The organism is Methylophilus medardicus (genome assembly GCF_006363955.1).
GTDB classification, from domain to species: Bacteria; Pseudomonadota; Gammaproteobacteria; order Burkholderiales; family Methylophilaceae; genus Methylophilus; species Methylophilus medardensis.
On record NZ_CP040948.1, the window covers coordinates 2,395,395 to 2,417,557 of the forward strand.

The 22,163-nt window shown below is 50.3% G+C and carries 21 protein-coding genes; 9 read left to right on the plus strand and 12 right to left on the minus strand.

Annotation, left to right across the window (positions count from 1 at the left end):
* Positions 1–123: 123 nt before the first annotated feature.
* The gene (locus FIT99_RS11415; RefSeq protein ID WP_140004392.1) at positions 124–1,758 is read left to right on the plus strand and encodes an NAD(P)/FAD-dependent oxidoreductase; all 1,635 of its coding nucleotides are present in this window, start codon (positions 124–126) and stop codon (positions 1,756–1,758) included.
* Between the two features lie 69 nt (positions 1,759–1,827).
* On the opposite strand, the gene ahpF is transcribed toward FIT99_RS11415, so the two are convergent.
* From ahpF to FIT99_RS11435, 4 genes are all read right to left on the minus strand, one after another.
* The gene (gene ahpF / locus FIT99_RS11420) at positions 1,828–3,390 is read right to left on the minus strand and encodes an alkyl hydroperoxide reductase subunit F (protein ID WP_140004393.1); all 1,563 of its coding nucleotides are present in this window, start codon (positions 3,388–3,390) and stop codon (positions 1,828–1,830) included.
* Between the two features lie 176 nt (positions 3,391–3,566).
* Complete coding sequence (ahpC, locus tag FIT99_RS11425) at positions 3,567–4,130, minus strand: alkyl hydroperoxide reductase subunit C (protein ID WP_019883695.1); 564 nt, start codon at positions 4,128–4,130, stop codon at positions 3,567–3,569.
* A gap of 141 nt (positions 4,131–4,271) precedes the next feature.
* The gene (gene soxZ, locus FIT99_RS11430) at positions 4,272–5,087 is read right to left on the minus strand and encodes a thiosulfate oxidation carrier complex protein SoxZ (RefSeq protein WP_140004394.1); all 816 of its coding nucleotides are present in this window, start codon (positions 5,085–5,087) and stop codon (positions 4,272–4,274) included.
* Positions 5,088–5,098: 11 nt separating this feature from the next.
* On the minus strand, positions 5,099–6,667 hold the full coding sequence (locus FIT99_RS11435) for a beta-barrel assembly-enhancing protease (RefSeq protein WP_140004395.1): 1,569 nt from the start codon (positions 6,665–6,667) through the stop codon (positions 5,099–5,101).
* Between the two features lie 112 nt (positions 6,668–6,779).
* Between FIT99_RS11435 and moaC the strand changes: the two genes are divergently transcribed.
* Complete coding sequence (moaC, locus tag FIT99_RS11440) at positions 6,780–7,271, plus strand: cyclic pyranopterin monophosphate synthase MoaC (protein WP_140004396.1); 492 nt, start codon at positions 6,780–6,782, stop codon at positions 7,269–7,271.
* Positions 7,272–7,293: 22 nt separating this feature from the next.
* On the opposite strand, the gene FIT99_RS11445 is transcribed toward moaC, so the two are convergent.
* Both FIT99_RS11445 and FIT99_RS11450 read right to left on the minus strand, forming a co-directional pair.
* On the minus strand, positions 7,294–8,304 hold the full coding sequence (locus tag FIT99_RS11445; protein ID WP_140004397.1) for an NAD(P)/FAD-dependent oxidoreductase: 1,011 nt from the start codon (positions 8,302–8,304) through the stop codon (positions 7,294–7,296).
* Positions 8,305–8,380: 76 nt separating this feature from the next.
* Positions 8,381–10,357 carry a cation:proton antiporter gene (locus tag FIT99_RS11450; protein ID WP_140004398.1) on the minus strand — a complete coding sequence of 659 codons (1,977 nt, stop codon included), beginning with the start codon at positions 10,355–10,357 and terminating at the stop codon, positions 8,381–8,383.
* A 229-nt stretch (positions 10,358–10,586) separates the two neighbouring features.
* Here FIT99_RS11450 and FIT99_RS11455 point away from each other — a divergent pair, with 229 nt between their 5' ends.
* The 5 genes from FIT99_RS11455 to FIT99_RS11475 are packed head-to-tail and all read left to right on the plus strand — an operon-like array spanning position 10,587 to position 15,204.
* Positions 10,587–11,588 (plus strand): KpsF/GutQ family sugar-phosphate isomerase, encoded by a 1,002-nt coding sequence (locus FIT99_RS11455; protein ID WP_140004399.1) that lies wholly within the window; start codon positions 10,587–10,589, stop codon positions 11,586–11,588.
* Between the two features lie 26 nt (positions 11,589–11,614).
* Positions 11,615–12,232 (plus strand): LPS export ABC transporter periplasmic protein LptC, encoded by a 618-nt coding sequence (lptC, locus tag FIT99_RS11460; RefSeq protein ID WP_140004400.1) that lies wholly within the window; start codon positions 11,615–11,617, stop codon positions 12,230–12,232.
* A gap of 15 nt (positions 12,233–12,247) precedes the next feature.
* On the plus strand, positions 12,248–12,904 hold the full coding sequence (gene lptA, locus FIT99_RS11465; protein ID WP_140004401.1) for a lipopolysaccharide transport periplasmic protein LptA: 657 nt from the start codon (positions 12,248–12,250) through the stop codon (positions 12,902–12,904).
* Positions 12,905–12,915: 11 nt separating this feature from the next.
* Positions 12,916–13,662, plus strand: coding sequence for an LPS export ABC transporter ATP-binding protein (lptB, locus tag FIT99_RS11470; RefSeq protein WP_140004402.1), 747 nt, complete (start codon positions 12,916–12,918; stop codon positions 13,660–13,662).
* 6 nt (positions 13,663–13,668) lie between these two features.
* The gene (locus tag FIT99_RS11475; protein ID WP_140004403.1) at positions 13,669–15,204 is read left to right on the plus strand and encodes an RNA polymerase factor sigma-54; all 1,536 of its coding nucleotides are present in this window, start codon (positions 13,669–13,671) and stop codon (positions 15,202–15,204) included.
* A gap of 43 nt (positions 15,205–15,247) precedes the next feature.
* Here the strand turns inward: FIT99_RS11475 and tyrS are convergent, their stop codons facing one another.
* Positions 15,248–16,486 (minus strand): tyrosine--tRNA ligase, encoded by a 1,239-nt coding sequence (gene tyrS / locus FIT99_RS11480; RefSeq protein WP_140004404.1) that lies wholly within the window; start codon positions 16,484–16,486, stop codon positions 15,248–15,250.
* Between the two features lie 120 nt (positions 16,487–16,606).
* Between tyrS and FIT99_RS11485 the strand changes: the two genes are divergently transcribed.
* Both FIT99_RS11485 and gltA read left to right on the plus strand, forming a co-directional pair.
* The gene (locus tag FIT99_RS11485; protein ID WP_140004405.1) at positions 16,607–17,734 is read left to right on the plus strand and encodes an anhydro-N-acetylmuramic acid kinase; all 1,128 of its coding nucleotides are present in this window, start codon (positions 16,607–16,609) and stop codon (positions 17,732–17,734) included.
* A 167-nt stretch (positions 17,735–17,901) separates the two neighbouring features.
* Entirely contained in the window at positions 17,902–19,194 is a 1,293-nt protein-coding gene (gene gltA / locus FIT99_RS11490; protein WP_140004406.1) for a citrate synthase, read from the plus strand.
* A 180-nt stretch (positions 19,195–19,374) separates the two neighbouring features.
* Here gltA and erpA read toward each other — a convergent pair whose 3' ends face one another.
* The 5 genes from erpA to rpsI form a co-directional block, all read right to left on the minus strand.
* Positions 19,375–19,731 (minus strand): iron-sulfur cluster insertion protein ErpA, encoded by a 357-nt coding sequence (erpA, locus tag FIT99_RS11495; protein ID WP_140004407.1) that lies wholly within the window; start codon positions 19,729–19,731, stop codon positions 19,375–19,377.
* A 52-nt stretch (positions 19,732–19,783) separates the two neighbouring features.
* The gene (locus tag FIT99_RS11500) at positions 19,784–20,176 is read right to left on the minus strand and encodes a bactofilin family protein (protein ID WP_140004408.1); all 393 of its coding nucleotides are present in this window, start codon (positions 20,174–20,176) and stop codon (positions 19,784–19,786) included.
* Positions 20,177–20,243: 67 nt separating this feature from the next.
* Positions 20,244–20,510 (minus strand): hypothetical protein, encoded by a 267-nt coding sequence (locus FIT99_RS11505; RefSeq protein WP_223261210.1) that lies wholly within the window; start codon positions 20,508–20,510, stop codon positions 20,244–20,246.
* 95 nt (positions 20,511–20,605) lie between these two features.
* Positions 20,606–21,652: an N-acetyl-gamma-glutamyl-phosphate reductase gene (gene argC, locus FIT99_RS11510; protein ID WP_140004410.1), complete on the minus strand. Its 1,047-nt coding sequence runs from the start codon at positions 21,650–21,652 to the stop codon at positions 20,606–20,608.
* Positions 21,653–21,769: 117 nt separating this feature from the next.
* Positions 21,770–22,162, minus strand: coding sequence for a 30S ribosomal protein S9 (gene rpsI / locus FIT99_RS11515; protein ID WP_140004411.1), 393 nt, complete (start codon positions 22,160–22,162; stop codon positions 21,770–21,772).
* Between the last annotated feature and the right edge of the window lies 1 nt (position 22,163).

The window sequence follows — 22,163 nt, forward strand, 5'->3', positions numbered from 1 at the left end:
ACCATACGATAGGTATATCGTCATTTTTTTGTATAGATTCAATCAAACCCCAATAAAATCTATGATACGGCTAGTCTGAATATTATAAAATACACTTTTGATAGATAACCACTATCCACCATTATGTTAAGAATCACTGAAATTAAGCTGCCAATCGAATTGGCGGATACCCTCAAGCATCAAGATGATCAAATCAAAGCGGCACTGCTAAAGCGCCTCGACATCCCTGAGAGCGACCTGATCCGCTTCGAGATTTTTAAACGGGGGGTCGACGCCCGTAAATCCCACGCCATTTTGTATGTCTACAATCTCGATGTTGAGGTCAACCATGAAGCCCGGGTATTAGTGCGCTTTAAAAAAGACCCTCACATCAAACCCGCCCCTGACACAGCCTACAAATTTGTCACCAAAGCCACAAACACAAAACCGCTTCGGCCCATCGTGGTCGGCTTTGGTCCAGCAGGCATTTTCGCGGCCTTAATTCTGGCGCAAGCTGGATTTAAGCCGATTGTGCTCGAACGCGGCAAAGAGGTGCGTAAACGCACCCAAGACACGTGGGGCTTGTGGCGCAAACGTGAACTGAATCCAGAATCCAATGTGCAGTTTGGAGAAGGCGGCGCAGGGACTTTTTCTGACGGCAAGCTTTACAGCCAAATTAAAGACACCAAACATTACAGCCGCAAAGTGCTGCAAGAGTTCGTCAAGGCTGGGGCGCCCGAAGAAATCCTTTACGTCAGCCATCCGCATATTGGCACCTTCAGATTGGTCGGCGTGGTGGAAGACATGCGCAATACCATCTTGAGTCTTGGTGGCGAAATCCGCTTCGAAAGTCGCGTGACCGATATTGCGATCAAAAACCAACAAGTAGAAGGCGTCACCCTGCTCAGTGGGGAATATATCCCGACCCAGCATCTGGTGTTGGCGGTAGGCCACAGCGCGCGCGACACCTTTGAAATGGTCTATGACAAAGGCATTTATGTCGAAGCGAAACCATTTTCAATTGGCTTTCGGATCGAGCATCCGCAAAGCCTGATTGATCGTGCCCGCTACGGCAAAAGTTATAGCGATGATATTCTGAAAAAACTGGGTGCAGCGGATTACCGTTTGGTACATCATGCGCAAAACGGACGCAGCGTCTACAGCTTTTGTATGTGCCCGGGCGGCACGGTGGTCGCTGCCGCCTCTGAGCCGAATCGGGTAGTGACCAATGGCATGAGCCAATATAGCCGCAACGAACGCAACGCCAATGCAGGCATTGTGGTGGGCATTACGCCTGAGGTCGATTACCCGGACCACCCATTGGCAGGCGTTGCATTTCAGCGCCAACTCGAAAGCCATGCGTTTGTTCTGGGCGGTGCAGACTATTCCGCCCCCGGCCAATTGATTGGGGATTTTTTAGCCAACCGACCCTCAACCAAATTTGGCGAAGTCATGCCGTCTTATACGCCAGGCGTGCATTTGACCAACTTAGACACCGCACTGCCCGAATTCGCCATTAGCGCGATGCGCGAAGCGATTCCTGCGTTTGCCAAACAGGTAGTAGGGTTCGATTTGGCAGACGGCGTACTCACCGGGGTTGAGACCCGCACCTCTAGCCCCATCCGCATTAAACGCGATGATGATAGCCTGCAAAGTATCAACACCAAGGGCTTGTTCCCCTGCGGTGAGGGCGCCGGTTATGCCGGTGGCATTTTGTCTGCTGCGGTGGATGGCATCAAAGTGGCAGAAGCGGTGTCTATATCGCTAAGCGGCGTATAAATCCAACCGTCATCCATGCAAAAAAACCTGCCGAGGCAGGTTTTTTTGATGGCGTTAAAAAGTGATGGGTTATTGGCGAATGAGGTAGTCAAACGCACCCAATGCCGCGTTAGAACCTTCCCCCATGGCAATCACAATTTGCTTGTAAGGGATGGTGGTGACATCGCCAGCCGCAAATACACCAGGCAATGAAGTGGCATTATGGTTGTTAATTTCAATTTCACCATACTTGCTTAAATCTAAGGTGCCTTTTAACCAGTCACTGTTTGGTACCAGACCAATCTGAATAAACACCCCTTCGAGTGGCAGATGCTTGCTGTCACCACTGACCCGATCAAGGTATGTCAGGCCATTGACGCGCGTGCCATCGCCAGTCACTTCAGTGGTTTGCGCACTGGTTAAAATAGTGACGTTTTGCAGTGAACGCAATTTGCGTTGCAACACGGCATCGGCCTTTAACTCAGTGTCAAATTGCAGCAGCGTGACGTGGCCCACCACACCCGCTAAGTCAATCGCGGCCTCTACGCCAGAGTTGCCTCCCCCAATCACCGCGACATGCTTACCTTTAAATAACGGACCATCGCAGTGCGGGCAGTAAGCGACGCCTTTGTTTTTGTATTCTATTTCGCCAGGAACATTCAGGTTTCTCCAGCGAGCCCCTGTGGCCAGAATCACTGACTTGCTACGCAAGGTCGCGCCATTTTCGAGCTTCACTTCGATCAGACCAGCATGCTTGTTATCCTTCTGCGGCTCGCTCAAACTAACCGCACGCTGCAAGGGCATGATGTCGACATCATACGTTTTTACGTGCTCTTCAAGCGCAGCAACCAGTTTGGGCCCTTCTGTTTCCTTCACCGAAATAAAGTTCTCAATCGCTAAAGTGTCATTGACCTGACCACCAAAACGATCGGCAACAATGCCCGTACGAATCCCTTTGCGCGCGGCGTAAATCGCGGCAGATGCACCCGCCGGGCCGCCGCCCACTACCAACACATCAAACGCCTCTTTGGCATTCAGTTTTTCGGCTTCTTTAACCACGGCCCCGGTATCGACTTTGGCCAGAATTTCTTCCACCAGCATACGACCAGAAGCAAACATCTCGCCATTGAGAAAGGTCGCGGGCACGGCCATGATGTTGCGTGTATTCACCTCGTCTTGATACAGGCCACCATCAATCACAGTGGTGTTGATGCGTGGGTTAAAGACGGTCATCAACGTGGTCGCTTGGACGACATCCGGGCAGTTATGGCAAGACAAGCTCATATACACTTCAAAATTTAAATCCGTGTCGAGCGCTTTGATTTGGTCGAGCACATCCTGCTCAACCTTGGGTGGGTGACCACCCGTCCATAACAAAGCCAATACCAATGAGGTGAACTCATGGCCTAAGGGAATCGCGGCAAAGCGTACACCGTGCGTCTGGCCGGCTTTTGCAATCACAAACGAGGGTTTACGCGCATCATTGCCAGTTTCGTCCACGCTCACTTTGTCAGACAAACTGGCAATTTCTTGCAGAAGCTCACGCATTTTTGCCGCATTGTCACTGCCATCCAGCGATGCAATCAGACGAATAGGCTCACGCAGCATGCCTAGGTAGGTTTGCAATTGTGTCTTTAGAGGTGCGTCTAACATTTTTTACTCTCCAATTTACAACTTGTCTGCGCCTGAGGGCGGCAACAAGCCATGGCCATGTTTAATGGCATTTAATACGGGTTTGGGGGAAATTCGCTCAGGTAAAACCACCCTTAAGTGACTTTACCTGAGCGCCCTGCTTGCGCAGGGCAGTACTCAAGTCAGTGCAGGCAGAATTAGATCTTACCAACCAAGTCCAAAGAAGGTGTCAATGTCGCAGCACCGTCATTCCATTTGGCTGGGCACACTTGGCCTGGATGGGCAGCAGTGTATTGTGCAGCTTTCAACTTGCGCAAAGTCTCTTTCACATCACGCGCGATTTCGTTGCTGTGTACTTCAGCTGTTTTGATCACGCCATCCGCGTTGATCACGAAAGTGCCGCGCAATGCCAAGCCTTCTTCATCAATATGTACGTCAAATGCGCGTGTTAATTGATGGGTTGGGTCACCCACCAATGGGAATTTTGCTTTACCCACTGCTGGTGAAGTCTCGTGCCAAACTTTGTGGGAGAAGTGCGTATCGGTGGTCACGATGTACACTTCAGCACCAGCCTTCTGGAACTCTGCATAGTTGTCAGCGGCATCTTCAACTTCTGTTGGGCAGTTGAATGTGAACGCTGCTGGCATAAAAATCAACACAGACCATTTGCCTTTTAAAGACTCTTCAGTCACTTCGATAAATTTACCGTTGTGAAATGCTTGCGCCTTAAATGGTTGTACTTGTGTATTAATCAATGACATGTAGTTCTCCTTTTATGTATTAGAAACACGGGTTAATTAAAAATTGCTGCGTTTCAACAGCGAATGGATGCATTGTAGACAGCTACAATGGATATGTAAAATTGATTATATTAATTTTATCAATAAATAATACTTATTGGTTTACACCGAGACACTGACTTGGCCATGGCCCTCAAAGCCAAGATTATCCTGCCAGTTTACTGCAATCACATCACCGGCCTTGACCTCTTTTAAATAAAAAGTGAAGTAGGGGTTGCGTGAGATGCCGGTGCCAGTTTGCGCATCCACGATGACTTGACCGTTCAACACCACCTGCATTATCTGCATAAAATGTGCGGGCAACAGTTGGCCATCCTCGCGCTTGCCGCGGCCTGTACGCATGGGATGCAGAATTATGATTTTTAGTTCAGTGACGTTGTTGCCCAGCGGACTCTCCACAAGCAAGCGCGCGCGCATTTTCATGCTACTAGCAAAGGGTTCATCGCGATCATCGCCGCCACAACCATCTTCAAGGACAATGACCTGGCGGCGCTGCTGTTGAAACTGCCCGTTCACTTGTTGCGAGAGCACAATCACCTCGCCCGACTGCGCCAGCTTGATGCGCGTCACCAGTTTGGGCAACACGCGATCACCAAGGGCAAAAGTGGCAATCAACGGGGTCGGATTGGCATCTGCCAATAAGCGAAGATGGCTAAGCGCACCCGCGGCTTGCTGACTGTTAATTTCAATTTGCACCACCGCACCGTTTTCCGCTTTTTGCGGTGCTTCAATCTGCAAATCATTGGCCATCGGCACCGCTGTGGCATGTAGCGCAGCCAGCACCTGTGAGGTTTGTTTGGCCTCAAACGCTTGCGCAAACCAAGTAGCCGCCTCCACTTTTCGCGCCAACAGCCCCAATGGCAACGCTGCTAATGCGAGACACCCTTTTAACCATGCTCTTCGTTGACTGTCTTGCATATCGCCTCTTTTCAACCGTTTTTATCGTCACCTTGCTCAAGCTTGAGTTGCTGCCTAAGTGTTTTCAAACGCGCTTCTACTCTGGATTGCAGATAAAAATCACCATCTTTGGCTTTGCTGGCAATTTCAAACTGCTCAATCGCCCGCGGCAGGTCATACTTGCGCACATAACTTTCGCCCAAGGCCTGATGGCGCAACATCTGTTTACCCATCCCTTGACAAGCCGATGCCAGCCAATCATAGAGTTTGGGATCTTCGGCAAATGTTTCAAGCTGCTGCTGGATAAAGGTCACCGCCTGTGGCCACTGCTGACTACGCACCAATGATTCAGCTTGCCCCTGCGCCAGCATTCTATGTTTCGGGTACTGCTGCAAGCCCTGCACAAACTGCGCTTGTGCCTGTGGCACCTGACCGAGCTTGGCCAATGTGACCGCTTTTAAAGTGATCAGGTAAGGATTGGCCATGCCATGTTGCACCAGCCAATCGACCTCTGTTTGCGCATTTCTGGCCTGATTGGCGCGCAACCAGGCATAAGCCAACCCATAATGCTCGGCCAACTCGTTTTGAAACCGACCTTCATTAATATTATTTTGAAACTCCTCCACCATTTGCTGGGGGGCGCCTTGAAAAGCACGAATTTTCGCCCGCATCAGAAAAAAAGGCAGGCTGTCATTGATCTGCTTATAAGGCAGGTTTTGTACCCGATTGCCAATGTCGGCAATCCGCTCACTGGTCAACGGGTGTGTGCGCAAATAACTTGGCATGTTGCCGCCATCCGAAAAACGCGTCACCCGCTGCATGGTGGTGAAAAAGGCAGGCATGGCACGCACGTCAAAGCCGGCATCTTGCAAAATCGTCAGACCGACGCGGTCTGCCTCGCGCTCGTGTTCACGGGTGTAATCAAGTTGTTTTTGCACCCCAGCGGCAGAAGCGGCAGTCATCGCCCCCATGCCCACTTGCGGGTTAGAGCGGGCAATCAACAACGCCAACGCGGTGGCTGCGATATTTTTAAACATATCGTACTTTTGGGAGGCCAGCATGCGCGCAAGATGATGTTGCGTCACATGTCCGATTTCATGGCCCAACACACTGGCCAACTCGGACTCATTATTGGCCGCCATAAATAAGCCCGTGTGTACGCCAATCACACCACCTGGCATCGCAAATGCGTTGATGGACTTATCTTGCACTACAAAAAAATAAAACTTTTGTTGCCGATCAGGACTGCTTTCTCCTAGCTTAGTCCCCAAGGCCTGCAAATAATCTGTGACTTCCGCATCATCGAGCACCTCTTCACTGGTGGCCACCTGTTTAAGAATCTGATGTGCAATTTTTTCTTCATCACGCAGTGACAAGACGGTTTGAGAAGCGTCTCCCAGCTCAGGCAGTTGATTCGAAGAGTCTGGCGGTAACGTCAGGTCGAGACTATCTGGCTCGTAAGGTTTGCCAGAAAACACGCCAGTGGCGTTATTCGCCAGGCCTGTCAATGCAGGCGCCAACAATAAGCCACACAGCAACACACTTCGCACGATGCGCTGTGTTGTCTGACGGCTAGTAAGTTGAGCGTGTTTTAAAACCATGAATACCTGTGTTTAAAATGTGGGTGCGTATGCTGAGCCTGTCACCACGACTCAAACTTGTTATGATAACGACTTCATCGCTTGAGTTCATCCTTTTTCACGTTGGCACACCATGACAAAACCCACTGACGGACTGACCCATTTCAATGCACAAGGCCACGCCCATATGGTTGATGTCGGTGACAAACCGCACACCAAACGCATCGCCGTCGCGCAAGGCCGTATCGAGATGCAAGCCAGCACCTTGCAAACCATCTTGCAAGGCCATGCAAAAAAGGGGGATGTGTTAGGGATTGCGCGCATTGCAGCCATTCAGGCCAGCAAAAAAACCAGCGATTTAATTCCGCTTTGCCATCCACTGAGCTTAAGCCGTGTTGATGTCAGTTTTATGGCGGACGAGCATCAACACAGCATTACCTGCCGCGTGCAGTGCGAAACGACCGGCCAAACCGGCGTCGAAATGGAAGCATTGACCGCGGTGCAGGTTGGCCTACTGACCATTTATGACATGTGCAAAGCCATTGACAGAGGCATGACCATGTCGGCCATCAGATTACTGGAGAAACACGGTGGCAAGAGCGGCGATTGGGTTGCCAGCGATTAGCGAGCAGAAGACACTATTCAAACTAAGCCAGCAGCGCTGCGATCTGACGTGCACATTCGGGCGCCATGGTGACACCGTAACGAAAATGCCCCGTATTCAAGTATAAATTCTCAATCTGAGGATGTTGCCCGATGGTCGGAATATTATGCGGAGTGCCCGGACGTAATCCGCTCCAATGCTGAATAATGGGCTGTCCGCGCAAAGCCGGTAGCATGGCTTCTGCCTTTTGCAACATTTCAAGCCGCATGCTTTCGGTGACCCCGCTATCAAATCCCACATCTTCTAAGCTACTGCCTGCGAGCAAATGCCCATCTCGCCGTTGCAACATATAAAAGCCCTCGCGGTAGAGTATGTGTGGCACCAAGCCGGGCGGCATTTGATAGAGCAGCATTTGTCCACGCATCGGCTTCACATCCAGCTGGAGTGCGGTGTGTTTTAATAGCTCAAAGCTCCAGGCCCCAGAGGTGACGACAAACACATCGGCCACCAAGGTGTCGCCGGTGGTGGTAGGCCAACCTTGAATAGCAGCTTGACCTTGTTGCAAAGGCATCAACTGCGTTTGCTCACGGAGGGTGACGCCATGCTTGATCAGCCATGCCTTCAGCGCTTGCAATAAACGCGGGTTGCGAATTTGCAGTACCTCTGGGATCAACAACGCATCCCCCTCTACCTCATAAGCTAGGTCAAAACGCTGGCACCAGTCTTTGGCACGCTCAAGATCATATGGCGGCTGAATGCGCATACCGCTACGCGTGCATTCGGGATCAATGCCAGTGTCGTCGAACAAGGCTGCGCTCACCGCCGGATACGCGCGCGCGCCAGCTAGGGCCAAGCTATTGACGACATCCTGATAAAACCAAGGCAACAAAGGAAACGCAATGCCCGCGCCTGCCCAAGAGGATTCTCCAGAGGTTTGTGCCGCGATCACATTGCGCTCGACCACCGTGACGGCATGACCTTGTTGACGCAACTGCATGGCAGTGAGACATCCAACAATGCCACCGCCCACTACCACGACTGAACTGTTAGCCATAAAGCATTTTCTGTTTAAGGTGCAATGCCCGACTGCATAGCGCTTAAAGCAGTCAGGGCGTGAGAGATGTATTGTGTTACGGTTTGCGCCCAGAAATCAAATAGACTTCCATCGCAATCAAGGCGGCATTACTGCCCAGCAAGACCAGGATATCGCCCTCACCCAACATAATGTCATCGCGCGGGGCAATCGGCTCCGGCATATTAGGGCGGCGTAATTGCTTAACTTCGACGGCAAAATCGCCGAACGGAATGTGGTCGATTCGCAAACCATGTGCATAAAAGTTTTTATACACTTCCACCGAGTGCAATTGCGGCAAGGAGGCGGTGGCCGTATCAGCATCGCTGACGCCGCGGAAATAGCCTTTAAACATTTTGTAACGCTCTTCACGGAACAAACGAATCCGTTTCACTACCCGGTTCAACGGCACACCCAAAGTCACCAGCGCATGCGAGGCTAACATTAAACTGCCCTCTAAGATTTCAGGCACCACTTCGGCGGCGCCGGCATCCCGCAGTGCATCCATGTCACTGTCATCATGGGTACGCACAATCACTGGTAGGTTAGGGTGCCGCTCTTTAATCACATGCAACACCTTCATGGTGCCACGTATTTCGGCATAACTGATGATGACCGCCTTGGCTCTGGTCAACCCTGCGGCCTCAAGGACTGAGCGTCTACCGGCATCGCCGTAAATCACGTTTTCACCGGCGGAAGCAGCTTCTTGCACGCGACTGGCATCCATATCTAACGCCACATAAGGAATATTTTCTTCACGCAAAAAACGGCCCAGATACTGCCCGCTGCGGCCGTAACCGCAAATGATGACATGGCCGCGCAGGTCCTGACTCAGCTCTTGTATGCTATCCACCACCTTGATGCTGTTACGGCTATAACTTTTCACCAGCGCACGCGCAATGCGGCCGTTATATTGAATAATAAACGGCGCAACCAACATCGAGAGGACCGCCACCGATAACACCAGTTGCAAGGCTTCGCCATCAATCAGTTTTGTTTGCAAACCGAGCGCCAACACCACAAAACTAAACTCCCCGGCTTGCCCCAAAATGATGCCGGTGCGTACGCCCACGCCCATTTCAAAACCATAGAATTTGGTTAGCATAGCAATCAAACCAATTTTGAACACCAGAAAAAGCATCAACAAAAAGGCGATCAGCACGATGTGTTCCACCAGTACGGAGACGTCTAACAACATGCCAACACTGATAAAAAACAACCCGAGCAAAATATCGCGGAAAGGCGCAATGTCGGATTCGACTTGGTAACGGTATTTGGTTTCTGAAATCAACATCCCCGCCACGAAAGCACCCAACGCGTACGAGAGACCGACAAAATTAGTGGCTGCCGCCATCAACAAGGTCACCATCAATACGTTTAATACAAACAGCTCGCGCGAACGCTGTTTAGCGACCAACTCAAACCAGAAGTTAAGCATATTTTTACCGAACTTGAACAGTAAAAACAACAAAATTGAAGATTTAAACAGCGTCAGGCCCAGTACATCCAGCCAATTATCGCTGTGCGATCCTAGGGTCTGAATTAATACCAAAATGGGGATCACAGCCAAGTCTTGAAATAGCAGCACGCCAATACTGAGACGGCCGTGCCTGGAGTTTAAATCCACCCGCTCCATCAGAATTTTGGAGACGATGGCGGTTGAGGACATGGTGATTGCAGCACCAATAATAAATGCAGAAGTCAGGCTGAGGCCTGCCAACTTACCCAAAATCAGGCTGGCTAACAGCGTGAGGACGACTTGACCACCACCCAATCCGAACAGGGTTTTACGCATGGCATAAAGCTTGGGTAGGCTAAACTCTAGACCGATACTAAACATGAGAAACACGATGCCAAACTCAGCCACTTGTCGGCCGGTTTCTTCGTCTTCGAGTAGGCCAAGTGCGTGCGGGCCGAGCACAATCCCAATCATGAAATAAGCCAACATCGCTGGCAAACCCAAGATACGGAACAAGCCAACGGCAAAGACCGAGCTGGTTAACAGAAGTAATAAATGGATCAGGGAATCAAACATGCAAAAATTCTAAAACATTAAGGTCAACCTTGGCTGATGCATATCAACCGGTAAACAATTTATAAGGACGAATCGTAGCGAGATAGGCTAAAACGACGGCGTTTTAACATAAACCATCCTGCCACAAAACTCTATTTTATGCAAAAAATGTGCCTGAAAATAAAAAATCGGTAAAAAAAGGGAGGATTCGCTTTCTTGGCATGGGCGTCACTTGCTATACTAACTCGCCATGAACACAGCAAAATCAGGTGTCCACCTAGTGAAAAATCCAGACATTGTGTCGCGTGCGCGAGGCATATTGTTGCATGAGGCAGATGAAATACGCCAACTGGCCGACCGTATCGGCAATGCGTTCGAAGCTGCCGTGCGCATGATCCTTGAGTGCCGTGGCCGCGTCGTGGTCACTGGCATGGGTAAGTCCGGCCACATTGGTGGCAAAATCGCAGCCACATTAGCCAGCACCGGCACCCCAGCATTTTTCATGCATCCGGCTGAAGCCAGCCACGGCGACCTCGGCATGATCACAGCAGAAGACGTCGTCATTGCGCTGTCTAACTCTGGCGAAAGTGATGAAATCATCAATATTTTACCCGCCATTCGCCGTATCGGTGCGCGCGTGTTGAGTATTACCGGTCGTGAAGATTCAACGCTGTCGCGCGAGTCAGAGGTGCACTTGAGCGCAGCGGTGAGCCATGAGGCTTGTCCGTTGGGCCTCGCCCCCACTGCCAGTACCACCGCAGCGCTTGCGCTAGGAGATGCCTTAGCATTGTGTGTGCTGGATTCGCGTGAATTTACCGCCGAAGACTTTGCACGCTCCCATCCCGGTGGCAATCTTGGCAGACGCTTGCTGGTGCGCGTCAAAGATGTCATGCGCACCGGAGAAGCTGTTCCGAGTATCCATGAACAAGCGACGATTCAAGAAGCCATCGCGCAAATTTCCAGCAAAGGCATGGGTTTTACTGCGATTATCGATCATGGGCAACGGCCGGTGGGCATCTTCACCGATGGCGATTTAAGGCGCCTGTTTATGCAGGGCAACACACATGCGCAAACACCTATTCATACGGTGATGAATCATCAACCTCGCTTATTAAACACGCAACAAATGGCCGTTGAAGCAGTCAACATGATGGAGCAGTACAAGATCAATGGATTCATGGCAGTGAATGATCAACAGCAACTGGTAGGCGCCTTTAATATGCACGACTTACTCAAGGCAAAAGTCGTTTAGGTAAGTAGGCGTCGCGGAAATCCCCCATGCTAAAACATCCCATTTTGTTACCGATTGCACTAATGCTATTTTTAGCATTGCTGACGTTCTGGATTAACCAGACCGTGCAGGAGCAAGGGCTGAGTCTGAGCCGCCTAAGTCGGCACGACCCTGATTACATGCTTTACAATTTTGTTAGCACGCGTACAGATGCCAGTGGCAATACCAAATATGTGCTGGCTGCGGCAGAAATGCGCCATTTTCCTGATAACGAACACACGGAGTTACAACGCCCACGTTTTACGCAGTTTGGTCAAGACAAGCCCTACACCCAAATTTACGGCCAACAGGGCACCGTCTCGGCCAATGGTAAAATGGTGGAGTTTATCAAACAAGTCAAAGTCGTTCGCCAAGCCACCGCGGACAAAGGTGAAATGCAGTTACAAACGGAGCGCTTGACGCTGGAGCCTGATATTGATGTCGCACATACGGACTTGCCGGTGACTATCCGCCAGCAACCGGCCACAGTGATTACGGGCATAGGCATGCGCTTTGATAACAAAGCGGGCACCATGCAATTGTTTAATCGGGTACACGTTCATTACGAGCGTGCCCCTGTGAGCCCGGCATCGCCTGCTAAAACAGGCAAATACAAAGGTCGTTGATTCTGGAGAAATGAGTTGAACACGCAAAAGCCATTATTTTATGCCACCTGTTTGACCCTTTGGGCGCTATTACAGTGGTCAACCAGCGTGCTGGCCGAAGAGGCTGACCGTGATCAACCCATCGAGCTCGAGGCGGACACCGTCACCGTCAACGATGCCAAAAAAATCAGCATTTATACTGGCAACGTCATCCTCAATCAGGGCACCTTACAAATCAAGGCTGACAAAATGATTGTGCGTGAAGACCAAGATGGCTTTCAACACAGCACTTGCACCGGCAACCCAACGACCTTCAAACAAAAACGCACTGGCAAAAACGAGTGGATGCAAGGCAGCGGTCAGCGCATTGAATACAATGCGCGCATGGACAAGGTACAACTGTATACCAATGCTTGGGTCAAGCGTGGTGAGGACATCGTCACCGGTGACTACATCAGTTATGACGCCAACGCAGAGTACGCCGAAGTCATCGGCGGCACCAAGGCCAATCCGAACGGCACCGCCGGCAGCCGCGTCAAAGCGACCATTCAACCAAAAAATAAAACCACACCGCCAGTGATCGACAATAAGCCGACCAGCCAGCAGGGGCTGCGCATGAATCGTTCATTGCAACTCAACCTAGCGCCGGTGCCGAATGACAGCCCGAGTGAGCCTGCGAAAGCACAACCATAAAGACCGGCCTTATGCAGACAACCGTTTCCTCAGACCATAATCAACTGCTAGTGAGTCACCTGAAAAAAACCTATCAGGGACGCACCGTGGTTAAAAACACCACCCTAGAGTTGCGTAGTGGCGAAGTGATTGGGCTCCTAGGGCCGAATGGCGCGGGTAAAACCACCAGTTTTTATATGATTGTTGGCCTGGTAGCACTTGATGACGGCACGATCACGCTCAATGGTGCAGATGTCAGTCATGCCCCGATGCATGAGCGCGCGCGCATGGGCTTAGCCTATCTGCCGCAAGAAGCGTCGATCTTTCGCAAGATGACGGTGACGGATAACATTTTATCGATTCTCGAAACACGCCCGCATACCGCGGAACAACGCGAAGCGCGTCTGGAGTCCTTACTAGATCAGTTACACATCCAGCACATTCGCAATAGTCAGGCAGTGAGTCTGTCGGGCGGTGAACGCCGTCGGGTAGAAATTGCACGCTGCTTGGCCACTGACCCAAAGTTTATTCTGCTAGACGAACCTTTTGCCGGTATCGATCCGATTGCGGTGATTGAGATTCAAAAAATTATTCGTTACCTAAGTAGCCAGAATATCGGTATATTGATTACAGACCACAACGTGCGTGAAACCTTGGATATTTGTGACCGCGCCTACATCGTGAATGAAGGCGCGGTGTTTGCCGCCGGCACCCCGGACGAAATTATTCAAAATGAAGGCGTGCGTGAAGTGTATCTGGGCAAGAACTTTAGGCTGTAAGTAGTTATGAAGCAAAACCTGCAATTACGCATCTCTCAAAATCTGGCGCTCACGCCGCAACTACAACAGTCTATCCGTCTGTTGCAACTGTCTACCCTTGAGTTGAATCAGGAACTCGAAACGATCCTGCAAGAAAATCCATTACTTGAAATGGCCGACGGCGAAGAGGGCGAGTTCGAAGACCACTCGCCCACCGCCACCGCAACGGCAGAGTCTGAAGTGGAAGATGCCAGCTCGTTTGATGTGGCCACGCAAAAAGAACTCACTCCGCCGGCCGAAAGCTTGCGCGAAGAACTCACTGGCAATGATGGCGAACAGCCCAATCTGAATGAAGAGTTCACCCCGCCTGAGTTTGCCGATGATTATGAAGAGTTTGGCAGTGCCAGCAACTGGGACGAAGCCGGGCGTAATCATCAAGACGATGAAGACGGCGACTTTTCGCGCCAAGATGCTAGCAATATTAGCCTGCGTGAGCACTTGATCAGCCAGATTCAATTAGCGCACTTGTCAAAACGGGACATGGATCTGGTCAAGTTTTTGTTAGATAGCATCAATGATGATGGCTATCTAGAACAAGATTTGCAAGAAATTGTGGATCTGCTGCCCCCTGAGCTAGAAGTCGAGCTACTCGAACTTGAAACTGCGCTCAAGTTGATTCAAAACTTGGATCCAATCGGTGTCGGCGCCCGCGACTTGCGTGAATGCATCTTACTGCAACTACAAGTGCTGCCAGCGGATACGCCTTACCTACGCACAGCAATGGCCATTGCGAAAGACTTTTTACCCTTATTGGCGAACAAAGACTTTGTCAAACTACGCAAAGCGCTGACTTGCGACGAAGTGGTACTGAAAGGCGCACAGCAACTGATCCGCCAGCAAAACCCCAAACCTGGCAGCGAGTTCGCCACGTTTAGCCACGACCACTTTATCCAACACGACGTGGTGGTCAAAAAAATCAAGGGCATCTGGATGGCCTCGCTTAACGATGGCGTGATCCCGAAATTACGCATCAATCAGCTGTATGCAGATATCCTCAAACGCAATCGAGAAAGCTCAGGCCAATATCTGCAAAGCCAGATGCAAGAAGCTAAATGGATGATTAAAAACATCCAGCAACGCTTTTCGACGATTTTGCGCGTCTCCCAGGCCATTGTAGACCGCCAGCGTAACTTTTTTGAACATGGTGAAATTGCCATGCGGCCATTGGTGTTGCGTGAAATCGCAGAAGAGCTAGATTTACATGAAAGTACCGTTTCAAGAGTCACCACACATAAGTACATGCTCACACCGCGTGGCGTATTCGAGCTTAAGTATTTCTTTGGTAGCTCGGTAGCTACCGACGCCGGTGGCTCATGTTCGGCCACAGCCATTCGTGCACTGATTAAGCAAATGGTGGCCGAGGAAAATGTGAAAAAGCCGTTGTCTGACAATCAAATCACTGACACGCTTGCGCAGCAGGGCATAGTGGTTGCCCGCCGTACTATTGCCAAATATCGCGAGTCGCTGAATATTCCGCCGGCTAATCTGCGCAAGTCCCTGTAAAAAAAGCCGCAAATGCGGCTTTTTTTTAATTGCATAGCGACATTTATTGAATGGTGATTTTAGCGAATTTGCGTTTGCCTACTTGCGCAACCACGGTCACGCCTGCTGCCAATTGCAAGGCTTTATCCTCAATTTTCACACTATCCAGCTTCACGCCGCCTTGCTGAATGGCACGCATGGCTTCACTGGTGCTTTCTACTAAATTGGCCAGTTTGAGCAACTGCGCAATACCTATCGTCTCACCATCAATGGTGACAGTCACTTCGGGCACATCCTCTGGGATACCACCTTTGGCCCGCGTCTGAAAATCTTGCAACGCCTTCTCAGCGGCAGCTTGACCGTGAAAACGCGCCACAATTTCTTGCGCAAAACCCACTTTAATATTGCGTGGATTTTCACCCGCCGCCACTTGCGCTTTCCAAGTGGCGATCGTTTCTAGGCTGGCAAAAGACAATAAATCGATATAACGCCACATCAATACATCAGAAATAGACATGATCTTGGCAAAAATGGCTTCAGGTGCTTCATTGATGCCGATGTAGTTGCCAAGTGACTTGGACATTTTATTCACGCCATCCAAGCCTTCTAGCAAAGGCATCATCAGCACACATTGCTGAGATTGTCCCGCTTGTTTTTGCAACTCGCGCCCCATCAGCAGGTTAAATTTTTGATCGGTACCGCCGAGCTCTAAATCGGCCTGCAATGCGACCGAATCATAGCCTTGCAGCAAGGGATACAAAAACTCATGGATAGCGATCGGCTGATTGCCTTTAAAACGCTTGGAAAAGTCATCGCGCTCAAGCATGCGTGCAACGGTATGGCTGGCTGCCAACTTGATCATGCCCGCGGCGCCAAGTTCGCTTAACCATTGCGAATTAAACACAATTTCGGTTTTGGCGGGGTCGAGAATTTTAAACACTTGCGCCGAATACGTGTCAGCATTCGCCTTGACTTGTTCGACGGTGAGCGGCGGCCGCGTTGTGCTTTTGCCGGTCGGGTCACCGATCATGCCAGTAAAATCACCAATCAAAAACAACACCTGATGTCCCAGATCTTGCAACTGGCGCAGCTTATTAATCAGCACGGTATGTCCCAAATGTAAGTCTGGAGCAGTCGGGTCAAAACCAGCTTTCACGCGTAACGGTTTGCCCGTTTTCAATTTTTCGATCAGCTCTTGCTCGATCAGCAACTCATCGGCACCGCGCTTAATAATGGCTAGTGCGTCTGCAATCGCTGGACTTAAGGCGTCGGTCGCTACCGAGGCTGGTGTTACGTCTGTCATAAAGGCTCTTTTTTCAGTGCACGCGACGCATACACTTGATCACAAATCTAAAACAACTATTTTAACGTAATCCCATGCATTTCTGTAAGCCAAGCATGAGCAGTGTTACACTTATATCTTATGAATTTTTCAGCACCACCCGCACAAGCGCGCCTTTTTATTGGACTGATGTCGGGCACCAGTCTGGATGGCGTAGATGCTGTGGTGGTAGAACAGCACGCTGAACGTCTGACGCAACTGGGCCAGTTTTTCTTGCCCTACCCCGCAGAGATGCGTCAGGCCTTACTCGCTTTGCACACGCCCTCACCCAACGAATTGCACACAGCCGCCCTGATTTCTAACCGTTTGGCGGACTTGTATGCAACGGCTGTACAAGGGTTATTAACCGCCGCTGCATTGCCCCCTAGCGCCATCACAGCCATTGGCTGCCATGGTCAAACCATCCGACATTGCCCTGAATTAGGCCCTGAACAGGCCTACACCATGCAACTGGGCAACCACGCACGCTTAGCTGAGCGCACAGATATTACCGTTGTCGGCGACTTCCGTAGCCGCGACATCGCTGCGGGCGGTCAGGGCGCCCCGCTGGTGCCGGCTTTTCACCAAGCCCTGTTCGCTACCAACGACAAACACCGCGTCTTAATCAACATCGGTGGCATTGCCAACCTAACAGATTTACCAGCCAATGGCCGTGTGATTGGCTTTGATTCAGGCCCTGGCAACTTATTAATGGATGCGTGGACCATGCAACATACAGGGCAAACCTATGATGCAGGCGGCGCCTGGGCCAATGGGGGATGCGTCAACCAACCCCTGCTAGATGCCATGCTGACCGAGCCCTATTTTGCGTATGGCATCCCAAAGAGTACCGGACGCGATTTATTTAATCAGGCTTGGCTCGACAAGCATCTGCTCGCGCATGCCGAGACAGCGCAAAATATCGCCCGCACCTTGCTCGAATTAACCGCTGTGTCCATTGCGCAAGCCTTAAAACAATATTGCAGCGCTGCAGACGAGATATATGTGTGCGGAGGTGGCGCGCACAACACTGCATTGATGGATCGGCTGCAATCACTCGCGGGCCTGCCGGTGCGTCACACCGATGATTTAGGCATTGGGGTAGACTGGGTCGAGGCAGTGGCCTTTGCTTGGCTGGCACAACGCTGCATTGATGGACTCTCCAGCAACTTACCCAGCGTGACCGGTGCCGCGGGGCAACGCGTACTGGGTGCGATTTATCCACGTTAAATCGTAAAACACCCTAAAGCAGTGCAAATGCACTGCGATGATGATTTAAACTGGTGCAGGTTGACCGTGTAATTTTTAACTTTTATGGGCTGGTTGCTGCGCAAGCCACCCTATTCAAAAACGATTGCGTATAATTTATACAACCTTGATTAAAAATAGAGCACGTTATGGCTACTAAAGCGACCATCACATTTGACAATGACCACAGCACCGCGATTGAACTGCCGGTATTAAAAGGCAGCCTCGGCACCGATGTTGTCGATATCCGAAACTTGGGTAAGCATGGTTATTTCACCTTTGACCCTGGCTTCATGTCCACGGCCTCCTGCAACTCCGGCATCACCTTTATTGATGGCGAACAAGGTTTGTTGTATTACCGCGGTTACCCGATTGAACAACTGGCAGAAAACTGTAATTTTCTAGAGGTCTCACACCTGCTACTGAACGGTGAACTCCCCGACCTGCAACAACGTGAAGACTTTGTGCACACCATTCGGCAGCACACCATGTTGCACGACCAGATGAGCAATGTGTTTCGAGGTTTCCGGCGTGATGCGCATCCGATGGCGGTGATGATTGCTGTGGTCGGCGCCATGGCCGCTTTTTATCCCGACAACAACAACGTGTCAGACCCTGAGTCACGCAGGGTCGCCGCGATGCGCTTGCTGGCCAAAGTCCCCACCATTGCTGCATGGAGCTATAAATACAATGTGGGCGAGCCCTTCATGTATCCCAAAAACCAGTTGGGCTATGCCGAAAACTTTATGCACATGATGTTTGCTACGCCTTGCGAAGACTATGTGCCAAATCCGATACTGGCCCGTGCGTTCGAGCGCATTCTCATTTTGCATGCGGACCATGAACAAAATGCGTCAACTTCCACCGTCCGCTTGGTCGGTTCAAGTGGCGCCAACCCATTTGCCTGTATTGCCGCGGGCATTGCGTCCTTGTGGGGCCCATCCCATGGGGGCGCCAATGAAGCCACACTCAACATGCTGGAAGAAATCGGCGATGTCAGCCGCATTGGTGAATTCATCAAGCGCGCCAAGGACAAAACAGACAGTTTCCGCTTGATGGGCTTTGGCCACCGCGTCTACCGTAATATGGACCCACGCGCATCTATCATGCGCAAAACCTGCCATGAAGTGCTCAATGAGCTTGGCTTACATGATGACCCAATGTTTAAATTGGCGATGGAGCTTGAAAAAATTGCGCTCGAAGATGAATACTTTGTCTCTCGCAAACTGTATCCAAATGTTGATTTTTACAGTGGTATCGTCATGCGCGCGATGGGCATTCCTAACTCGATGTTCACCGCTATTTTTGCGCTTGCGCGCACCGCTGGCTGGATTTCGCAATGGAGTGAAATGAATGCTGACCCGGACCAAAAAATTGGCCGTCCACGCCAGCTATATGTCGGCTCAGCACGCAGAGAGTTTGTGCCTCTGCACCAACGCTAGGCCGCTGGCAATTCAAGGCTCACAGACCCCCGGCATCATTCAATGTCGGGGCTTTTGTTTGCATACCTTTGCTAAATCTGTAATGCATACACAGGACACATGCAGCGCGTGACAATCACCAAAATAAAAAGCCAAGCTGACGCTTGGCTTTTTTGATTCAAGCACGATTGCAGGGCTAAGTTACACCGAGAATGAGCTGCCGCAACCACAAGTAGTGGTTGCATTCGGATTGCGAATCACAAACTGCGACCCTTGCAAACTGTCTGTGTAATCGATTTCTGCACCAGCAAGATATTGCAAGCTCATCGGATCAATCAGCAAAGTCACGCCGTCTTTATCCACTTGCGTATCATCGTCATTTACTTCTTCTTCAAAGGTAAATCCGTATTGGAAGCCAGAGCAGCCACCGCCACTCACGAACACGCGCAGCTTCAGATCAGGCGAGCCTTCTTCATCAATGAGTTCTTTCACCTTTTTGGCGGCGTTGTCGGTAAATACCAATGGTACGGGCATTTCAAGGGTAGCTTCTGCGGTCATCATAGACTCCTGTCAAATTCTCAATAACAATATGGCGACGAAATCGTCAATTTCAAGTCGCTTCGGGCACAACAGCGTCAGACTGTTCACCAAGATAAATCAATTTTCCTTCAATCACGGCGCCAGTGTGCATTTCTAGCGACTTGTAATACAAGTCACCCACAATCCGCGCTTTACTTTGCAATTCAATAAACACCGAAGATCTGACCGGGCCGCGTATCATACCGTTTAATACAATTTTAGAAGCTTCAACTGCGCCTGTCACTGCCCCGTTTTCACTAATAATCAGCGTGCTTGGGTGTTCGCGTTTTTCAATCACATTGCCGGCAATCAAACCATCAATCCTCAAGCCACCCGCAAATTGCATATTGCCGTTAATTTGTGTCTCATGGCCGATCAGGGTATCAATGTGACTATCGATTTGAACGCTTTTTTTGAAAAACATGCTACTTCCTGTTCCAAATTAACTTTAATGGCGCCATCTGATCGACAACGTCATCGGTTGCACTGCCTTAACGCTTGGTCATATTTTTGTAAAACACCAATTCTTCTTTGAGCTTGATGTTTTCATCTTGCTGCGCCGTGAGCGTCTTGGCCAAGTTATTACTGGTGGCTAGCTCCACTTGTAACTCACGCTGCGAAGCAATGAGTTTTTTCTGTAACTCGATGTTTTCAGTGGTCATTTGCCGCAAGCGTTGGCGTACGGTCTCACCATCATCATCATGCAAAACCCAATAAGCCAATGCAAAACCAATCATGAGATACGTGACTGCCAACATGCTTTGAAAATACCAAGGACGATGGGAACGAACCGCAACCTGCTTGGCTGTCAGACCAAAATGATTCCGCAGTCTTCTTCGTATCGGTCGTATCATTATGGCAATAAAGGCAACACTTGCAACCCAGCATCCGGTGCCAGATTAAACATGAGATTCATATTCTGCACTGCTTGGCCAGATGCCCCTTTCACCAGGTTATCTTGTACCACAATGATTGTGACATAATCTGCAGCTTGTGGGTATATCGCTAGACGCAGAACATTAGCCCCCCGCACTGACCGGGTTTCAGGTAGCGCACCAGCGGGCATCACATCCACAAATACCGCCTCTGCATAACGCTGCTCGTACAACTGCTGCAAGCGCTGTTGCTGACCTTTTGCATTCAGCTTCACATGCAAAGTGGTGAGCATGCCGCGAATCATGGGGATCAAATGCGGCACGAATATCAAATTGACCGCGTCGTTGGCAGACAGTTTCTTTAACTGGGCCAGAATTTCCGGATGATGCCGGTGACCAGCCACCCCATACGCTTTTAGATTATCACTAGACTCAGAGAACAAGGTGCCGACTTCGGCTTTTCTGCCTGCGCCTGACACGCCTGATTTTGCATCTGCAATAATGGGCACTGAGAAATCAATGAAGCCTTGCTCGAGCAAAGGGGCGAGTCCCAATAAAACCGTGGTTGGATAACAACCGGGGTTGCCAATCACTTGTGCTTGTTGCACATCGGCGGCATACAACTCAGGTAATCCATAGACCGCACGTTTTAACACATCGGTGCAGCTATGCGGCAACTTATACCATTTTTCAAATTCTGCAGCATCTTGCAATCGAAAATCGGCGGCCAAATCAATGACTTTCACACCGGCGGCAATCAGTGACGGGGCTTGCGCCATGGCCACGCCATGCGGTGTGGCAAAAAACACCACGTCACATTGCGTCAAATCGACAGTGGTGGGATCACTGAAGCAAAGATCCACTACACCGCGTAAGCTGGGGAACATATCAGCCACTGGCAATCCTGCTTCACCTCTTGAGGTAATCACTTGTAATTGCGCATTGGGATGCCTTGCCAATAAACGCAGTAATTCAACACCGGTGTAGCCTGTGCCCCCTACAATGCCAACTTTGATTTTTTCCATAGCTTCAAACCAGACACGCGATCAGCGATGATCAATCTCTAAAAAGTAAAACAATATAAATGAAAAAGGCCGCCAATGCGACCTTTTTGCACAACAGGTTTGTAACAAACGTTTGAATTAACGTTTGGAGAACTGTTTCCGACGACGCGCTTTACGCAAGCCGACTTTCTTACGTTCAACTTCACGTGCATCACGTGTTACGAAACCAGCGTGAGACAATGCGCTTTTCAGCGCTGCATCGTAATCGATCAGTGCACGCGTGATACCGTGACGAACAGCACCCGCTTGACCGGATTCACCACCACCATGCACGTTGACCATAATGTCAAAACTTGCAGTGTTGTTTGTTAATTCCAGAGGCTGACGCAAAATCATGCGAGAAGTCTCGCGTGAAAAATATGTGTCAACTGGCTTGTCGTTGACAACGATGTTGCCACTGCCAGACTTCAGGAACACACGTGCCACTGAACTTTTGCGGCGGCCTGTGCCGTAGTTGTATTTACCGATCATG